This is a genomic window from Empedobacter sp. GD03861, assembly GCF_029840885.1.
In the GTDB taxonomy this organism is placed as follows: Bacteria; Bacteroidota; Bacteroidia; order Flavobacteriales; family Weeksellaceae; genus Empedobacter; species Empedobacter falsenii_B.
Window position 1 is genome coordinate 40,551 of record NZ_JAOCDJ010000006.1, and the last position, 16,474, is coordinate 57,024.

Sequence of the window (16,474 nt, forward strand, 5' to 3'; positions counted from 1 at the left end):
TGCTTTTTGCTTTTGCAAACCCATGCTAGACACAGATGAAGAAAGAGAAAAGTTAATCGTAAAAAATACACGAAACACCCTAACTTACCTACATTACAAACCTGCTACTGTAGATGATAAATTTTCGGAAAATGTTTTCAATAAATATTTAGAATACATTGATCCAAGCAAACGTTTTTTATTGCAATCTGATTATGATCTATTCAAAAAAGATTATCACAATTTAGATGATTATTACAAATCAGAAAACTTAGGTTTCTACAATTCTACTGTTGACACAATCTACAAACGTATTGCTGACGCTGAAAAATATTCGATGGATGCCTTGTCAAAACCTTTTGATTTCAATCAAAAAGAGAATTTCAACATCGATTATAAAACATCAAAATTCGCGAAAGATAAGAACGAATCGAAAGATTTGTGGCGCAAATATTTGAAATATAACGTGATGTTAGAAATCATTTCAATGCAAGACGAATTAAAAGGTCAAAAGAAAGATACATTAGACAACTCTTCTTCTATAAAACCTATAAAAGATCCTTTGGCAGATGAGAAAAAGAAAATCACAAAAGATACGCCTTTTGCAGAAGTAGAAAAGATGGCGCGTGAAGAAGTTAAAGACTTAATTTCTGACTATTTCCGTCGTATAAAACAAACAAAACGCGAGAACTATTTTTCTATTTACATGAACTCGTTCACAGAACAATACGATCCACACACAACATACTTCTCTCCAACAAGTAAAGAAGATTTCGAGTTCGAAATGTCTGGACAAATGGAAGGAATTGGAGCCAAAATACAAGACAAAAGAGGTTACGCTACAATTGCTGAATTAATTGTAGGCGGACCAGCTTGGAAGAGCAATAAATTAGAAGTTGGCGACAAGATCATTAAAGTTGCACAAGGGAAAAATGGTGAAGCTAAAAACATCGTTGGAATGATTTTGAGCGATGCTATTCGCTTGATTAAAGGGAAGAAAGGAACAGAAGTTGTCTTGACTATTCAGAAAAAAGACGGTTCTCAACAAACAATCTCTTTGATTCGTGAAGTAATTGAATCAGAAGAAGTGTTTGCTCGCTCATCTGTTATTACTGACGAGAAAGGAGATAAATACGGAATCATCTATTTACCTGAGTTTTATACGCCGATGGGAAAAGAAGGCGGACGTTATCCTTCGGATGATATCAAGAAAGAAATTGAAATCTTGAAAAAAGAAAACATCAAAGGTCTTGTTTTCGATGTTAGAAATAATGGAGGTGGTTCTCTTGAAGAGGTGGTTAAAATCTCTGGATTGTTCATCAATCAAGGACCAATTGTTCAGGTGAGACGTTCGGACGGAATGCTTAAAATTCACGAAGACAAAGATAATTCTATCGCATACGACGGACCTTTAGTAGTAATGGTTAACGAGCTTTCTGCATCTGCGTCAGAGATTTTTGCTGCAGCAATGCAAGACTATGGTCGCGCTGTTATCGTGGGTTCACCGCAAACCTTTGGTAAAGGTACTGTACAAACAATCTTGCCTTTAGATCGTCAGTCGGGAAGTGATGAGTTAGGCGCTATTAAGTTAACAATACAAAAATTCTACCGAGTAAACGGAGGTTCTACACAATTGAAAGGAGTTCAATCGGACATTGCATTAGTTAATCAATTTACTTACGAAGATATCAGCGAAGCTTCTCGTCCAGAAGCCTTGAACTGGGATCAAATCAAACCATTGGTTATTGCAAAATGGCCTTCTGCTTTCGATTTAGCGAAGATTAAAGCGAACAGTAAAACTCGTTTGGCAAACAATGCTCACTTAGCATTAATGAACGAAAGTTTCAAGTTCATCAAATCAATGGAAGACGTAAAAGAGATTCCTTTGAACTTAGAAGATTACAAAACGTACCGTAAAACACGCGAAGATAAAATCAAGAAATTCGAAACTTTAGACAAGTATAAAAACAATTTCAAATTTACAATGAATCAAAACGATTTAGCAACTACTAAAACAGATACTGTTCTAAAAGCTAAACGTAACAATTGGTTCAAAGGAATGCAAAAAGACTTTTATTTAAACGAAGCTGTTAACGTTTTAAGAGACATTAAATAATGGAACAAGAAAACGGTTCATTTTCTCAAATCATATTCAATAAATTAAGAAAGAACACCCTTGGTGTTCTTTCTTTTAGTGTAATAGTATTAGCTGCAATCATTTCTATTTTTGCTTATGTGTTTGCGTCCGACAAAACGGAAAATGCAAACAGACAGGACCTAACCATTGCATATTCACCTATAGGTTATCAGCAAAAAACAATCGAAATCCCTTTACCTAATTATTCAGGAAAAACGAACTTTTCTGATTTTATATTCGGGAAAGAGATCGATACCGAACAAATAAGTATTACATCTTACAAAAGAGATGGACAAAGCATTACTTATGTTCCATATATAGGAAACGGACTAAGTGGTGAAGCAATAAAGATAGATGTGTCAACTTGGACAAAGCATAACATCAAAACGCAAGATATAGAGAAAGATTTTATCTATACAAAAACCTATTTACTTGGAACAGATTCTTACGGAAGAGACTTTTATTCTAGATTAATCATCGGGACAAGAATTTCTTTTCTTATCGGGTTTATCGCTGTTTTCATTTCATTAGTTGTAGGAATTTCCTTGGGCGCTCTTGCAGGTTATTACAAGGGACGAACAGATAACATTATAATGTGGTTGATAAACGTTGTGTGGTCTATCCCAACATTACTATTGGTTATTGCAATTACCTTAGCTATTGGAAAAGGATTTTGGCAGATATTTATCGCAGTTGGACTAACGATGTGGGTAGAAGTTGCACGTGTAGTTCGCGGACAATTCCTATCATACAGAGAAAAAGAATTCGTAGAAGCTGCAAAAGCTTTAGGATTTTCGGACACAAGAATTATCTTCAACCAAATATTACCTAATGTCATTGCTCCTATTATCGTTATATCTGCTGCCAATTTTGCTTCGGCAATTTTAGTAGAAAGCGGTCTTAGTTTCCTTGGAATTGGCGCACAACCTCCTACTCCGTCTTGGGGAAACATCATCAAAGAACATTATAATCATATTATTTTAGGGAAACAACATTTGGCAATTCTACCAGGATTAGCTATTATGTTATTGGTTCTTGGGTTTAATATCTTTGGAAATGTATTGCGAGATATTATGGACATTAAGCAGTAAAAAATATAGATTTTAATAAATTACAAAGCTGTTAAATATAATTATTTAGCAGCTTTTTTATTCAATCAAACAATATTAACTACGATTAACTTGTTATACTAAAACTGATTAATCATTAGTTATGCTAAAAAAATATTTTATTTTCTTATTATTTCTACCTATATCTACAACTATTTTTTCTCAAGAATATATATTCAAAAACACATGCTATATAGGAGGAGAAGTACACACTCAATCTTTTGACACGATAAAATCTAAAGAAAAACTAGATTTAGTATTCTATAATAAACATTTTAATTCTTATACTCCTACCTTTTTTCCTAACCAATTAGTCACTAAGAAAAAGCAAATAAAACCTCGTATATCAAAGACTAAAGAAGGATATATTGTTGAATATTTCAATGAAAAGAATCAATTAATAAAGTATTCTTATGATATGCAACCAGGTAATTTTGATGTACATATTGTTTATTCTAATAAAGATTACCCTGTATTTTTAGTTGAATCATTTTTAAATCTTGGTCATGTTGATAATTTAATTAATTCATTATCTTATAACTTAAAATATAATACAAAAGGAGAAATAATTTATATAGAAATGATTGATTATAATAAATATATATGTGAGTTAGAAAAAATCAATTAATCTATTTTACAAAACCTCCTTATCTTTTATATAAAACATAAGGAGGTTTTAAACAAAACGTCAAGTGGTTTTAATGAAAACCACTTGACGTTTTTTATTTACTTCTATTAGAAGTTAGAAAAATTATCTTAACTATTTCTTTTTCTCATATTTTAAAGTAGCTAAAGTATCTCGTAAATCTAGACCAGGTCTAAAAAGTATTTTAGCACTTTTTATAGAAGCAGAATTTACTTTGTTCATTACATCCATTCCTTCGCTACTAATACTTATTTGAAAAGAACCAAAATCTCCCAAGCGAACAATCTTTCCATCAGACAAATGTTTCGATAACATTTTAGCCAAATCAATTAATGTTGCATATACATCACTCTCACTAATAGATGAGGTTTGCGCAATTTCTTTACTCAAATTTCGAAGTGATACTTCACCATCTGCAATAGAATTTGCGTAGAACTTTTTAGGCCCCGTAGGATCTCCTGGGTAAGCCTTCTGAATAACGTTGTATTTTACAGCCATAATTAAAAGTATTTATAAATTAAGAGTTAATTAACTCTAATTTAATACTTTATATTTAATTAACAAAATAAAACTATTGATTATCAATAAAATACATTATAACACAAAAATAAAAAAGGCTTCCATATATAAGGAAGCCTTGCTATTATCTTGAAACTTTGGTCGAAAGTTTTGCTGTTGTTTTTGGTACAATTGGTTGTTTATGCAACCTCATCGAGTCTTTATTAGGTGCTTTTAACGGATAAGTTCCTGTAAGTCCAGCCAATTTGAATGCACTATATATATTCTTATTCTGCTTGTTTCCTAATGCAATTACCGTAAATTGATTGTTAACATCGTGTACAAAAACGGTGTTATTCCCGTGCCACCAACCATTGTGATACAATAGTTTTTTACCATTGTCATATTCTAACAAACGCATTCCAAGCCCATAATTTTTGAAACCTTTCTGCTCGTAACTATATCCTTGGAAAGCTTTTTTCTTAATATTCTTCGGTAAGAAATCATCTGAATACATGGCTACATCTAACTTGTACAAATCTCTTGGCGTTGAGTAAATATTTTTGTCTCCATACGTGCGGTCAAAATCATCCCAAGCCCACTCGTAACCATTGTATTTGTAGGAACGTGCTACTGTATCTTTATCGCGATCATACTCAAAAACAAAGGTATTATTCATCTCAAGAGGGTCAAAAACCATGTATTTCATTGCTTTCGGATAAGGCATTTTCATAATCTTTTCGATTACTAAAGCAAGGAAAGCAAAGTTGGTGTTCGAGTAATAAAACCCTTTGTCTGCGGGACGAATTTGTTTAACGTCAAATTCTCTAAAGATATCTAACACATCTTGATTAGAAATTGGTTTCTCGCGATCCATCATTGCCTTCTTACTATTCCACAAAACGTTGGCATAATTTGGCAAACCACTGCGGTGATTTAGCAAATTACGAACCGTGATATCATCGTAAGGAAAACCTTCTAATATTGTATTTACCTTTTGATCTAATTTGATTTTACCTTTCTCGACCAGCTTAAGTATCGCCATAGATGTAAAAACTTTCGAGATAGATGCTATGTGAATAGGCGTTTCGGCAGTGATTGGACGCTTATGTCTTTCGTCTGCCATCCCTTGATATTGCTCTAAAAGTACTTGCCCATTCTTCACAACCAGCAAACCTCCGCTCACTTTTCCATCAATCCAAAAGTCCTTATAATAGGTGTTTAGTTTATTTCTGTAGTCATTAAGTTCTGCTTGTGTGTACTTCATTGGCTTGAAATCTGCTTTCCAATCCAACGAATCATAGCGCAAAGCGTGAGGATCCTTCTTTCTAACTTCTTCTTTTTGTTCGTTTTTCTTGCTACAGCTTCCCATAAATAGCATTGCAGAAGCAAGAACAACCGCTACATATTTCATGTGTTTTTTCTTAATCTTATTGTTTGTTTCTACTAAAGTATATATTTATTTGTGGAATAGTTACCCGTTTATAAACATTAAGTTTTTTTTATGATTTGTGAGAAAGTTGAGACTTAAATTCGCCTAAGATGACACTTGTTGCAACGGCAACGTTGAGACTTTCGGTAGAACCATTTTTCCCAAAGAACGGAATGCTTAGTTTATGTGTCGTTAACTTCTCGATTTCTGGAGAAATTCCATTCGCTTCGTTCCCCATAACCAAGATACCTTCTTGTGGAAGTATTTGTTCATAAATAGATTCTCCTTCCATAAAAGTTCCGAAAATGTTTCCTTTATAGTCAGATAAGTATTTCTCCAAATCGATATAATGAACTTTGACTCTTGTAAAAGATCCCATTGTCGACATCACAACTTTTGGGTTGTACATATCCACAGATTCTTTGGTACACAAGATATCTTCTACACCAAACCAATCTGCCAAGCGGATAATTGTTCCTAAATTACCTGGATCGCGAATATCATCCAAGGCAATACTCAAACCATTTAACTTGATATTTTCATCATAATTAGGTAACTCACAAAGTGCTAAACCTACATTCGGAGTAGTTAAAAAACTGATTTTTTTCAAATCTTTTTCTTCAATAAAAGTCTTTTTGATGTGTGTAGCTTCTGGCCAAAAGTCTTCAATTATAAATAATTCTTTAATATTTATAGAACTTTTTATAACTTCCCCGATATTTTTAACACCTTCTACGACAAACAAATTATATTTTTGTCTATATTTTTTAGAACCCAGAGAAGTTATTATCTTAATAACGTTATTTGATAACATATTTATGCAAAAAAAAATTACAACAAATATAACACTTATCTCTTGTTTAGGTTTACTTTTTTATAGCTGTAGTACAACTAAAAAAGTTCCTGAAGGAGAATATTTGTTTGTAAAAAACAAATTTATCTACGATAAAGAAGATCCCGATATTAAGAAGAAAAAAACTATAATCAACAAAGATTTAAGTGATTATGTGAAACAAAAGCCAGCTGGTAAGTTCCTTGGTTTTTTCCCTCTTTGGCAATGGGTTTACAATTGGTCTCCTGCAAAATTTGATGAAACTTTTCAGGAATATTATCGACAAGATGCTTCGGTTCGTAACCAAAAATTATTGGACAGTTTACTAACGAAGAATAATCTGAGCGAATATGTTGGGCAGAGTTTATGGAAAGAACGTCTTTATTATAATCAAGGTGAAGCGCCAGTTTTGTTGGATGAACAACAATCAGAATTTTCTGCAAAGAACTTAAATAGATTATTTCATGATAAAGGTTATTTCGATTCGAAAGTAGCAGTTTCCTATGATAAAGATTCTGTTGCAAAAAAAGCAGAAACAATTTATGATATTAAGTTAGGTGAACCTTCTTATATCGAAACATATGATCAAAAAATAGCTGATCAAAAAATAGAAGAATACTTGAATTCTCCTCTTGGAAAACAAACTGTTTTGCATGCTGGAGATCAATATAATTTTGACAAATTTGAGGAAGAACGCGATCGTATTATCGATTTGTTAAAGAATAGAGGTTACTATGATTTTAATGATTCGGGCGAAGATTTATATTTTGAAGCGGATACATTAAAAAGTAATAAACGCCTTGATGTGACGATGTTTATTGATAAATATATTCAAGATTCGTTGAAAACGGATAGTATTACACCTTTTACACAATATCGTTTTGGAAAGATAAATATTTATGCAGATTCTCGCAGTTTTGTTGATGATGAAAGTAAATTAATCAAAGAAGAATATAAAGATTATAACGTTTTATATACAAAAGAGCCAGAATATCGACCAAGATATTTTACAGATGCATTTGTAATTCGTCCTGGTCAACTATATCGTCAACGACAAGAAATTCAGACAAAACGTAATATTTTCAAGAAAGAAAACATTAACTTACATGGATTCAGAATTAATAAACAAGATTCTATCCTAAATGTAGACGTTTTCTTTACACCAAAAAAGAAATATGACTTGAATCTCTTTGTCGAAAGTTATGCTTCTCGCTATATGAACTTTGCAATTTCTCCCGGAATGACTTTAACTTCGAGAAATCTATTTGGAGGAGGAGAAAATTTAGAAACAACTTTGAAAGGAACTTTAGGTTCTGTCAACAAAGATTTCTCAATGAATAAAGCATTCTTAAATGCTTACGAAATCGCTATCGAAACAAAGTTGAAATTTCCTTATTTATTAACACCAATTAATCTTGATAATATTTTACCAAAACGTTTTACTGCCGAATCTGCTATTCGAATGAATGCAAGTACGCAGAAAAATGTAGGTTTAGACAAAACGACTTATGGTTTTGGTTTTGATATGGATATTTCGAGTTCGGAGTTTCAACACAAAGTTTCTTTGTTTAACACAGAATTTATTAGTAACCGAAAAAAAGATCGCTATTATGAAGTGTTTACAAAAGATAATAATACAAAAAACGAAGTAAAAGATTTATACTACGCATACAATCCTAATGCACCAATTTATCTAACGGATGATGAATTAACAGACGCAATCGAGGCTGACAAAGGATTCCAAAGTTCATTAACTGGAGAAAACGCAAAGTTGTATGTTGATTTTGAGAATATGTTATATAGAAAAGCTAATATTTCCCAAAATGTATTAATCAACTCTTTTATCTATCAATTTACATTTAATCAAGAAAATTCATTTCGACCAAAAAGTAATCCTTGGTTTATTCAAGCGAGAATTGAATTAGCCGGAAATGTATTAAGAGGTTTAGACAAAGCTTTTGGCTTTAATAAAGCTGAACCTGATCGAGACGGAAATCAAGCAGGTTTGATCTTTGGAATTCCTTATTCTCAATTCGTAAAATTTGATGTGGATGTTAGACGAAAATTCAAATTAAATTCAAATTCTAGCGTAGCGGGACGTTTCTTATTCGGAATCATTCAACCATATGGAAACTCAGATGTTGCACCCTTCGTAAGAAGTTATTCGGCTGGAGGAGCAAATGATGTTCGTGGTTGGGCACCGTTAACTTTAGGTCCTGGAAGTAAACCACGTATCGATTCTAAAAATCAAAGTTTAGAATTTGAAAGCATGAAATTGTTATTCAATGCTGAATATCGCTTCAATCTTTTTGGAAGTTTGGAAGGTGCATATTTTCTTGATGCTGGTAATATTTGGGGTGTTAATAAAAATCGTCCAGAAACATTATTTAAGTTCAAAGATTTTTACAAAGAATTCGGAATTGGTTCTGGATTAGGTTTCCGTTATCACATTGGTACGTTTGCAATTGTAAGATTTGATTTAGGTTACAAAATTTATGACCCTTCTTACGAATTGGGTGATCGCTGGCAATTTGACAATTTTAATTTGCTTAAACCAAGAATCCACTTCGGAATTAATTATCCTTTCTAAAAAAACATCTATATTTGTTTCACAAAATACTAACATAATGAGCAGAAAATTTCCTGCCGGTGTTGCTACCGGTTCATTAGTTCAAGACATTATCAATGATGCAAAAGCAAATCAATACGCTTTACCAGCGTGTAATGTCATCGGTTCAGATACTATTAACGCTGCAATGGAAGCTGCAGTTGAAGTAAACTCTCCAGTTATTATTCAATTTTCTAACGGAGGTGCTGCTTTTAATGCCGGAAAAGGATTAAAAGGAGAAAATCAACTTTCTGCTATCAAAGGTGCTATTGCGGGAGCAAAACATATTCACACTTTAGCTGAATCTTACGGAGCTACTGTAATTTTACATACAGACCACTGTGCAAAAAAATTATTGCCTTGGATTGATGGAATTATGGACGCTAACGAAGAACATTTTAATAAATTCGGAAAGACTTTATTTAGTTCTCACATGTTAGATTTATCTGAAGAGCCTTTAGAAGAAAACGTAGAAACGTGCAAAAGATACTTAGAAAGAATGTCTAAAGTTGGAATGACTTTGGAGATGGAATTAGGTATTACAGGTGGAGAAGAAGATGGTGTTGACAATTCTAATGTTGACAATTCTTTATTATACACTCAACCAGAAGAAGTTGCTTACGTTTACGAAAACTTAAAATCTATTTCTGATAATTTCTGGATTGCAGCAGCATTTGGTAATGTACATGGTGTTTACAAACCAGGAAATGTTGTTTTGACTCCAAAAATTTTAGATAACTCTCAAAAATACATCAACGAAAAGTATGGTGTAGACAACGCTGTAAACTTCGTATTCCACGGAGGTTCTGGTTCTACTTTAGAAGAAATTAGAGAAGCAATTAGCTACGGAGTTATCAAAATGAACATTGATACAGATTTACAATATGCATTTATGGAAGGAATTCGTAAATATTTTGACGAAAATGCAGCTTATTTACAAGGACAAATTGGAAATCCTGAAGGTCCAGAATCTCCTAACAAAAAATATTATGATCCACGCGTGTGGTTAAGAGCTGGAGAAGTTACTTTCAAAGACAGATTAATTCAAGCTTTTCACGATTTAAATAATGTTAATACTTTAGGATAATCTTTTCACTAAGATTATTCTTACCCAAATAAAAACAGAGAATATGCCTTGGTTTATTAGAAGCAAGAAAAATATTACAACGCCTACAGAGTCTAAAAAAGACGTTAAAAAAGGCTTATGGTACAAAACACCATCAGGAAAAATTATTGAAACTGAAGAACTAAAAGCAAATGCGTATGTAAGTCCAGAGGATGATCATCACGTACAAATTGGTTCTCAAGAATACTTCGATATCTTATTTGATGATAGTAAATTCACAGAATTAGATACAAAAGTAGAAAGTAAAGACCCATTAAATTGGACAGATACAAAACCTTATAAAGATCGTTTAAAAGAGATTAAAAAGAAAACGGGAATGACAGATTCTATTCGCAATGCGACTGGAAAAATTCATGGACGTGACATTACAATTTCTTGTATGGACTTCAAATTTATTGGAGGTTCTTTAGGATCTGTAATGGGAGAAAAAATTGCACGTGCAATTGATTATTCTATCAAAAACAAAACTCCATTCGTAATTATTACACAATCTGGTGGTGCACGTATGATGGAAGCTGCAATTTCGTTGATGCAATTAGCTAAAGTAGAAGCTAAATTAATTCAATTAGCAGATAACAACATTCCTTATATTACAATCTTAACAAATCCATCTTTTGGAGGAATTACAGCTTCTTTCGGATCAATTGGTGACGTTATCATGGCAGAGCCAGGAGCATTAATTGGATTCGCTGGACCACGTGTTATCAAAGAAACTATTGGTAGAGATTTACCAGAAGGATTCCAAACTTCTGAATTTTTATTAGAAAAAGGCTTCGTTGATATGATCGTTCATCGTAAAAAGATGAAAGATAAAATAAAAGAAGTAGCTGATATGTTAATGCCTATCAACTAATTAAAATAAGTGCAAATATATTTTTAAAATTTTATTCAAATTTGATTTGGATTATTAGAAATTGATTTTATATATTTGCACTCCAATCGCGAGAATAGCTCAGCTGGTAGAGCGCAACCTTGCCAAGGTTGAGGTCGCGGGTTCGAGCCCCGTTTCCCGCTCTTTGAAATATAAAAATTCATAAAAATCAAATTTTGCCTTGGTGGTGGAATTGGTAGACACGCAGGACTTAAAATCCTGTGTCCATTAGGACGTGCGGGTTCAAGTCCCGCCTGAGGTACTTTTTAATTTGATTTTTACAATTTACACGCGGGAATAGCTCAATTGGTAGAGCGTCAGCCTTCCAAGCTGAATGTTGCGGGTTCGAGTCCCGTTTCCCGCTCTAACTTCTTTCTTAGAAGTGGATGCCTTGGTGGTGGAATTGGTAGACACGCAGGACTTAAAATCCTGTGTCCATTAGGACGTGCGGGTTCAAGTCCCGCCTGAGGTACAATAAAGCTCAAGAATTTATTTTCTTGAGCTTTTTTTATGCTCTAAATAATTATATCTTTATCCTCATAATAAAGTACGTTTTTATCACATGATTCAAAAATCATTTCTAAGAAAGACACTCTTTACTCTTACCTTTTTACCTTTATTTTCGTATAGTCAAGAATCGAAAAGTTCGGATGATTTATTTCAAGAAGCACGTCACAAAGCTTTCGAAGAAAAAGATTATGCAACTGCCAAGAAACTTGCATTACAAGCTTTAGATCAATCTCCGGAATATACAGATATCGCTGTTTTTTTGGGACGAATATATACATGGAATGATGAAACCGAAGAAGCGAGAAAAGTTTTTCAGAATGTTGAAAAAAACATGGATCCTTCTACCGATTTTTATTTAGCTTACACGTCACTTGAATATTGGAATGATAATTATACAGAAGCCGTTTCTATCATTGATCGTGGATTAATTAAATATCCTAAAAATGAAGAATTATTGTTGTTAAAAGCTAAAGTTCTTAATTCAAACAATGCTTATGAAGAAGCTTCGAAAACAATCAAAGAATTATTAGCGATCAATCCTAAAAATACTGAAGCACGCGAATTAGCAAATCGAATCGAAATAAATAATACTAAAAATGCGATTAGTGTAAATTATAATTACTCACATTTTGACAAGCAATTTGCAGATGATTGGCATCAAGTTTCGGTTAGTTATAAAAGACAAACTTCACTTGGTTCGTTGATTTTTAAAGTAAATTACGCAAACAAATTTAAAGATAACGGAGTTCAATACGAAGTAGAAGCTTATCCAAGACTTTCTAAGACATTTTATATGTATGTTGGCGGTGGATATTCGGATAGTGATGGAATTTTTCCTAAATATCGCACAGGAGCCTCTCTTTACGCTAATTTACCTAAAAGTTTCGAAGCTGAATTAGGTTATCGTCAACTTCATTTTTCGGATGATGTTTGGATGTTCACAGGATCTATCGGTAAATATTATAAAAATTATTGGTTCAATTTACGTGCATTTGTAACGCCAAGCAACAACAATATTTCGCATTCGTATACATTCACAACTCGTTATTATACTGGCGATGCAAGCAATTATTTAAGCTTAGCTATTGGTACAGGAATTTCACCAGAAGATTTTAACAACAATCTTTTAGAAGATACAACTTACAAACTGAAGTCCTTCAAAATTGGAGCAGATTATAATTTTTCGATCAGTGAATTAAACTTAATTTCAATTGGTGCGAATTATTACAATCAAGAATATCGTCCAAATCAAAAAGGAAATCAATTTGATGTAAGCGTTTCGTACAGCCGAAAATTCTAATTGATATAACGATTAAATATAGAATCAGGAACCATTTTTTGAGTATTTTTCAAAGAATGGTTTTTTGTTTTAAAGCTTTTCAATCGATTTTTCAACTCTGTTTCCATCTTCGAATTTTGTTCAACATCTTCGGTTAAATTCTTTTCAATTCGATATAACTTCCCTCCTGACAAATGATAATTTTGAAAAACATAATCGTCCAAAATATTTTTATTTTGCATCAACGGAACGCCTTGTTTTCTGAAATTCGCTTTACCGTTTTCTAAATTCTGTCCCATCCAAGTCACATAATTCGGTAATTTCATTTTATACGAATCTCTAAAATATGTCACGAAAGTTGGCGCAACATCAAAATGCGTCACAACATTTGACATCTTTTTCGGTGACTTCAACAAAGGAGAATAGACAATAATCGGAACATGAAAACGATCAATCTTTGTTTCCATCGGAACTTCTGGCATTCGATGATCTCCAGTAATCACAAAAATAGTTTGATTAAAATCTGAACGCTTTTGATAAGCTTCGAAAAAGTTTTTTACAGCTTCATCAACACTCAAAAAGGTCACCAATTGTTGTTTATATTTTTTTACTGTCGTCAAAGTTGTTGCATCATAATTTCGTGATTTAATCAACGTTTCAAACTGCTTATTATATTTCTCAACATTGTTTATTAAGAAAGGACTATGCGTCGCTAACGTCATCAAAACATTAAAATACGGTTGATTATTTTCTTTCTGCGTTGCTAAATATTTTTTGAACACTGAATGATCGTCAAATCCCCAAGAAAATCCATTATTTGACGGAATTTTAGCATAATTACTTTCATAATCATTTTCATCAATAATAGTTTCAACACCTGAATAATTCAAGTATTTCGACATAAAATCAAAATCAGCATCACCACCGTAAAAATAACCAGTTTTATAACCATTACTTTTTAACAAATTATACAAATTGTAATGTTGAGGTAAGTTTTTTTGTTCCATAAAACCATTTTCAGCAAATGGCAAAGAACCCGTCAATCCAGGTAAAACTCCATATGTTCTTCCCGTCGTGCTTAATCCATTTTCCCAATACAAACCCTTTTTCGAAAGCTGATCGATATATGGTGTAAAAGAACCTAAATATGCACCTTCGTTACTAAAAGCTCGTCCCAAACCTTCAATCACAATAAAAACAACATTCGGTTTTTCTGTTGTTAGATTAAATTGATCCGCGAAGAAATTTTTGTTCTCATCTTGATACAAAAATGGATAATTAGTTTTATCGAAATAATGTCGATTATCTTCATTATTTGAACTCGAATTTGAATTTAAAAAATCAATTTCCGAAAGTTTATCTTCTGCATATTGTTCAATCGAGTTTGAGAAAAAATAAGACGATTTACTCAAAATTAGATTAGATGAAAACTCATCATTTTGAGAACTTTTTAAATCCAAATTAATTGGAACAATAAGCGATAAAAAACTCAAAATTATTAATGGTAATTGAAGAATTTTTTGGTTAATTTTTAATCGATAACTGTAAATAAATATCGTTGTTAAAACAGCAATTACAGCAATTGATAAAAGGATACTTATTGTATTGACAACACCTGATGCTCCAATAATTAATTTCAATTCTTCGAATGTATAAGAAAACAAATCTGAACCTAATAAATTGAGTGTTGTTTGAAAATATTTAATCAATAAAATATTCAAAATTATTAAAAAAGAATACGCAAAAATGATCCATTTTTTTGTCCAACTTATCGAATAAAATTGTAGTAAAAAATATATAAAACTTACCACAAAAATACTATCTAAAGCAAAATCGATATTATGTACGAATAAATCAAAAAATAAAGTTTGATTAGAAGTTGTTGTAAGATTTTCTTGATAAAGATAAAATTCAAGAATTGATGACAATCCAAAAAGTAACAAATAAACCAACGAAATAAAAGTAGTTTGTTGAACTAAATTAATGAATCCAAGTTTCAGTTTTTGCCAAATAGATAATTCTTTCGCTTGATTTCCACCAAAACCTTGTCGTGTCATTTCTCCCCACGAATTATTTTTCAGAAAGAAATCCTTCACCCCTTTCACGCCTGCCATCACAACAAATGGATGAAATGTAAACGGCTCTATAAACGCCGTAAAAAATAATTTCGGAATATCGCCTTTTTTGTGATAAACATTATACGTCATCAAATCAATCAGAATGGCATAAATCGAATATAAAATTCCGTAAAGCAATACAAAAGCCATTAAAGGAAAGAAAATATGCCAATTTATTAATCCTAAAAAGAATAAAACAACGAAAATGATCCAACCAATGTATTCGATAATCGGTCCTAAAAATTCGAAGAAAAACCAATACGGATAACTCATCATTCCAAGTTTTCCATATTTAGGATTGAAAAATAAAATACGATGTTTCCACAATGTTTCTATCGTTCCACGCATCCAACGATTGCGTTGTTTGGTTAAAATTTCTTTACTTTCTGGCACTTCTGTCCAACAAAGCGGATCGGGAATATTCACCACTTTATAGGCCAATTTTTGTTCGTGCATATAACGTCGCATTCGCACAACAAGCTCCATATCTTCACCAACTGTATCGTGATCGTAACCGCCACACTGGAGTACAATTTCACGATCAAAAGCACCAAAAGCACCCGAAATCAGCATCAAACCATTGGCGCGCGACCACGCCATTCTTCCCAAAAGAAATGCTCGAATATATTCTAACGCTTGCGCTCTTCCTAAACGAGTTTTTGGCAAATTAACATCGACAATTTTACCATCAACAATGGTACAATTATTCGCCAAACGAATTACGCCTCCACATGCAATTACTTTTGCTTTTGCTTCATCCATAAAAGGTTTCGCAAGCTTCAGAATCGCATCTTGTTCTAAAATACAATCGACATCAATACAAACAATATAATCGTTTGCTGCAATATTAATTCCGACATTTAGCGCATCCGATTTTCCTCCATTTACTTTGTCAACAATAATTAATTTCTTGAAAACAGGATTTGTACTTTTATAAATTGCATTAATTGGTTTCGTTTCTATATTTCCTTCAACGAAATAATCAATTTTAATCAAATCATACGCTTCAATTAATCGTTGCAACGAATCATCTTTGGAACCATCATTTACAATAATAATTTCGAGTTGATTGTAATACAACGACAACAAAGAACGCACGTTCTCCACAATCGTTGCACCTTCATTATAAGCGGGCGCAATAAGGCTAAAAGTTGGCGCATTTGGCGATGTTGCAATAAGCGAATAATCTGTAAAACTGTTTTTTCGTATATAAGATTTTATCGCTCCTTTTGCATAAAAACCTATCCATCCATAGACTAAAATTAATAGGATTGAATAAAAAAGGAAGCCGTAAATAAAAAAATCGAAAGCCGTTTCTAGCCAATTCATG

11 protein-coding genes and 4 tRNA genes are annotated in these 16,474 nt (G+C 32.4%); 11 read left to right on the plus strand and 4 right to left on the minus strand.

Translation table 11 applies throughout. From position 1 onward, the window contains the following. Positions 1 to 22: 22 nt before the first annotated feature. The 3 genes from N5D03_RS04880 to N5D03_RS04890 all read left to right on the plus strand — a co-directional run bounded on the left by N5D03_RS04880 (position 23) and on the right by N5D03_RS04890 (position 3,853). Positions 23 to 2,095: a carboxy terminal-processing peptidase gene (locus N5D03_RS04880; protein WP_280051064.1), complete on the plus strand. Its 2,073-nt coding sequence runs from the start codon at positions 23 to 25 to the stop codon at positions 2,093 to 2,095. After that, positions 2,095 to 3,207: an ABC transporter permease gene (locus N5D03_RS04885; protein WP_280051065.1), complete on the plus strand. Its 1,113-nt coding sequence runs from the start codon at positions 2,095 to 2,097 to the stop codon at positions 3,205 to 3,207. The genes N5D03_RS04880 and N5D03_RS04885 overlap by 1 nt, the downstream gene beginning before the upstream one ends. A 121-nt stretch (positions 3,208 to 3,328) precedes the next feature. Further along, positions 3,329 to 3,853 (plus strand): hypothetical protein, encoded by a 525-nt coding sequence (locus tag N5D03_RS04890; RefSeq protein ID WP_038333068.1) that lies wholly within the window; start codon positions 3,329 to 3,331, stop codon positions 3,851 to 3,853. 132 nt (positions 3,854 to 3,985) lie between these two features. On the opposite strand, the gene N5D03_RS04895 is transcribed toward N5D03_RS04890, so the two are convergent. The 3 genes from N5D03_RS04895 to N5D03_RS04905 form a co-directional block, all read right to left on the minus strand. Beyond that, entirely contained in the window at positions 3,986 to 4,369 is a 384-nt protein-coding gene (locus tag N5D03_RS04895) for an HU family DNA-binding protein (protein WP_038333067.1), read from the minus strand. A 145-nt stretch (positions 4,370 to 4,514) separates the two neighbouring features. Then, positions 4,515 to 5,783, minus strand: coding sequence for a serine hydrolase domain-containing protein (locus N5D03_RS04900; RefSeq protein WP_280051066.1), 1,269 nt, complete (start codon positions 5,781 to 5,783; stop codon positions 4,515 to 4,517). A gap of 88 nt (positions 5,784 to 5,871) precedes the next feature. Continuing rightward, a complete protein-coding gene (locus tag N5D03_RS04905; protein ID WP_280051067.1) occupies positions 5,872 to 6,615 on the minus strand; it encodes an RNA methyltransferase in 744 nt (247 codons plus the stop codon). 4 nt (positions 6,616 to 6,619) lie between these two features. Between N5D03_RS04905 and N5D03_RS04910 the strand changes: the two genes are divergently transcribed. The 8 genes from N5D03_RS04910 to N5D03_RS04945 all read left to right on the plus strand — a co-directional run bounded on the left by N5D03_RS04910 (position 6,620) and on the right by N5D03_RS04945 (position 13,048). Next, a complete protein-coding gene (locus N5D03_RS04910) occupies positions 6,620 to 9,223 on the plus strand; it encodes a BamA/TamA family outer membrane protein (protein ID WP_280051068.1) in 2,604 nt (867 codons plus the stop codon). Positions 9,224 to 9,260: 37 nt separating this feature from the next. Then, positions 9,261 to 10,328: a class II fructose-bisphosphate aldolase gene (fbaA, locus tag N5D03_RS04915; RefSeq protein ID WP_115001650.1), complete on the plus strand. Its 1,068-nt coding sequence runs from the start codon at positions 9,261 to 9,263 to the stop codon at positions 10,326 to 10,328. A 43-nt stretch (positions 10,329 to 10,371) separates the two neighbouring features. Continuing rightward, the gene (gene accD / locus N5D03_RS04920; protein WP_115001651.1) at positions 10,372 to 11,220 is read left to right on the plus strand and encodes an acetyl-CoA carboxylase, carboxyltransferase subunit beta; all 849 of its coding nucleotides are present in this window, start codon (positions 10,372 to 10,374) and stop codon (positions 11,218 to 11,220) included. 88 nt (positions 11,221 to 11,308) lie between these two features. Then, positions 11,309 to 11,381, plus strand: a tRNA-Gly gene (locus N5D03_RS04925). 35 nt (positions 11,382 to 11,416) lie between these two features. Continuing rightward, positions 11,417 to 11,500: transfer RNA gene (locus N5D03_RS04930), tRNA-Leu, on the plus strand. Positions 11,501 to 11,529: 29 nt separating this feature from the next. Continuing rightward, positions 11,530 to 11,602: transfer RNA gene (locus N5D03_RS04935), tRNA-Gly, on the plus strand. A gap of 24 nt (positions 11,603 to 11,626) precedes the next feature. Further along, a tRNA-Leu gene (locus tag N5D03_RS04940) sits at positions 11,627 to 11,710 on the plus strand. 90 nt (positions 11,711 to 11,800) lie between these two features. Beyond that, positions 11,801 to 13,048: a YaiO family outer membrane beta-barrel protein gene (locus tag N5D03_RS04945; RefSeq protein WP_115001652.1), complete on the plus strand. Its 1,248-nt coding sequence runs from the start codon at positions 11,801 to 11,803 to the stop codon at positions 13,046 to 13,048. On the opposite strand, the gene N5D03_RS04950 is transcribed toward N5D03_RS04945, so the two are convergent. After that, a complete protein-coding gene (locus N5D03_RS04950) occupies positions 13,045 to 16,473 on the minus strand; it encodes a sulfatase-like hydrolase/transferase (RefSeq protein ID WP_280051069.1) in 3,429 nt (1,142 codons plus the stop codon). The genes N5D03_RS04945 and N5D03_RS04950 overlap by 4 nt on opposite strands. Between the last annotated feature and the right edge of the window lies 1 nt (position 16,474).

What these genes read in the sequence shown, in the direction of transcription:
- N5D03_RS04880 (WP_280051064.1), top strand. Translation starts at nt 23, where the DNA reads ATGCTAGACACAGATGAAGAAAGAGAAAAGTTAATCGTAAAAAATACA.
- N5D03_RS04885 (WP_280051065.1), top strand. Translation starts at nt 2,095, where the DNA reads ATGGAACAAGAAAACGGTTCATTTTCTCAAATCATATTCAATAAATTA.
- N5D03_RS04890 (WP_038333068.1), top strand. Translation starts at nt 3,329, where the DNA reads ATGCTAAAAAAATATTTTATTTTCTTATTATTTCTACCTATATCTACA.
- N5D03_RS04895 (WP_038333067.1), bottom strand. Translation starts at nt 4,369, where the DNA reads ATGGCTGTAAAATACAACGTTATTCAGAAGGCTTACCCAGGAGATCCT.
- N5D03_RS04900 (WP_280051066.1), bottom strand. Translation starts at nt 5,783, where the DNA reads ATGAAATATGTAGCGGTTGTTCTTGCTTCTGCAATGCTATTTATGGGA.
- N5D03_RS04905 (WP_280051067.1), bottom strand. Translation starts at nt 6,615, where the DNA reads ATGTTATCAAATAACGTTATTAAGATAATAACTTCTCTGGGTTCTAAA.
- N5D03_RS04910 (WP_280051068.1), top strand. Translation starts at nt 6,620, where the DNA reads ATGCAAAAAAAAATTACAACAAATATAACACTTATCTCTTGTTTAGGT.
- fbaA (WP_115001650.1), top strand. Translation starts at nt 9,261, where the DNA reads ATGAGCAGAAAATTTCCTGCCGGTGTTGCTACCGGTTCATTAGTTCAA.
- accD (WP_115001651.1), top strand. Translation starts at nt 10,372, where the DNA reads ATGCCTTGGTTTATTAGAAGCAAGAAAAATATTACAACGCCTACAGAG.
- N5D03_RS04945 (WP_115001652.1), top strand. Translation starts at nt 11,801, where the DNA reads ATGATTCAAAAATCATTTCTAAGAAAGACACTCTTTACTCTTACCTTT.
- N5D03_RS04950 (WP_280051069.1), bottom strand. Translation starts at nt 16,473, where the DNA reads ATGAATTGGCTAGAAACGGCTTTCGATTTTTTTATTTACGGCTTCCTT.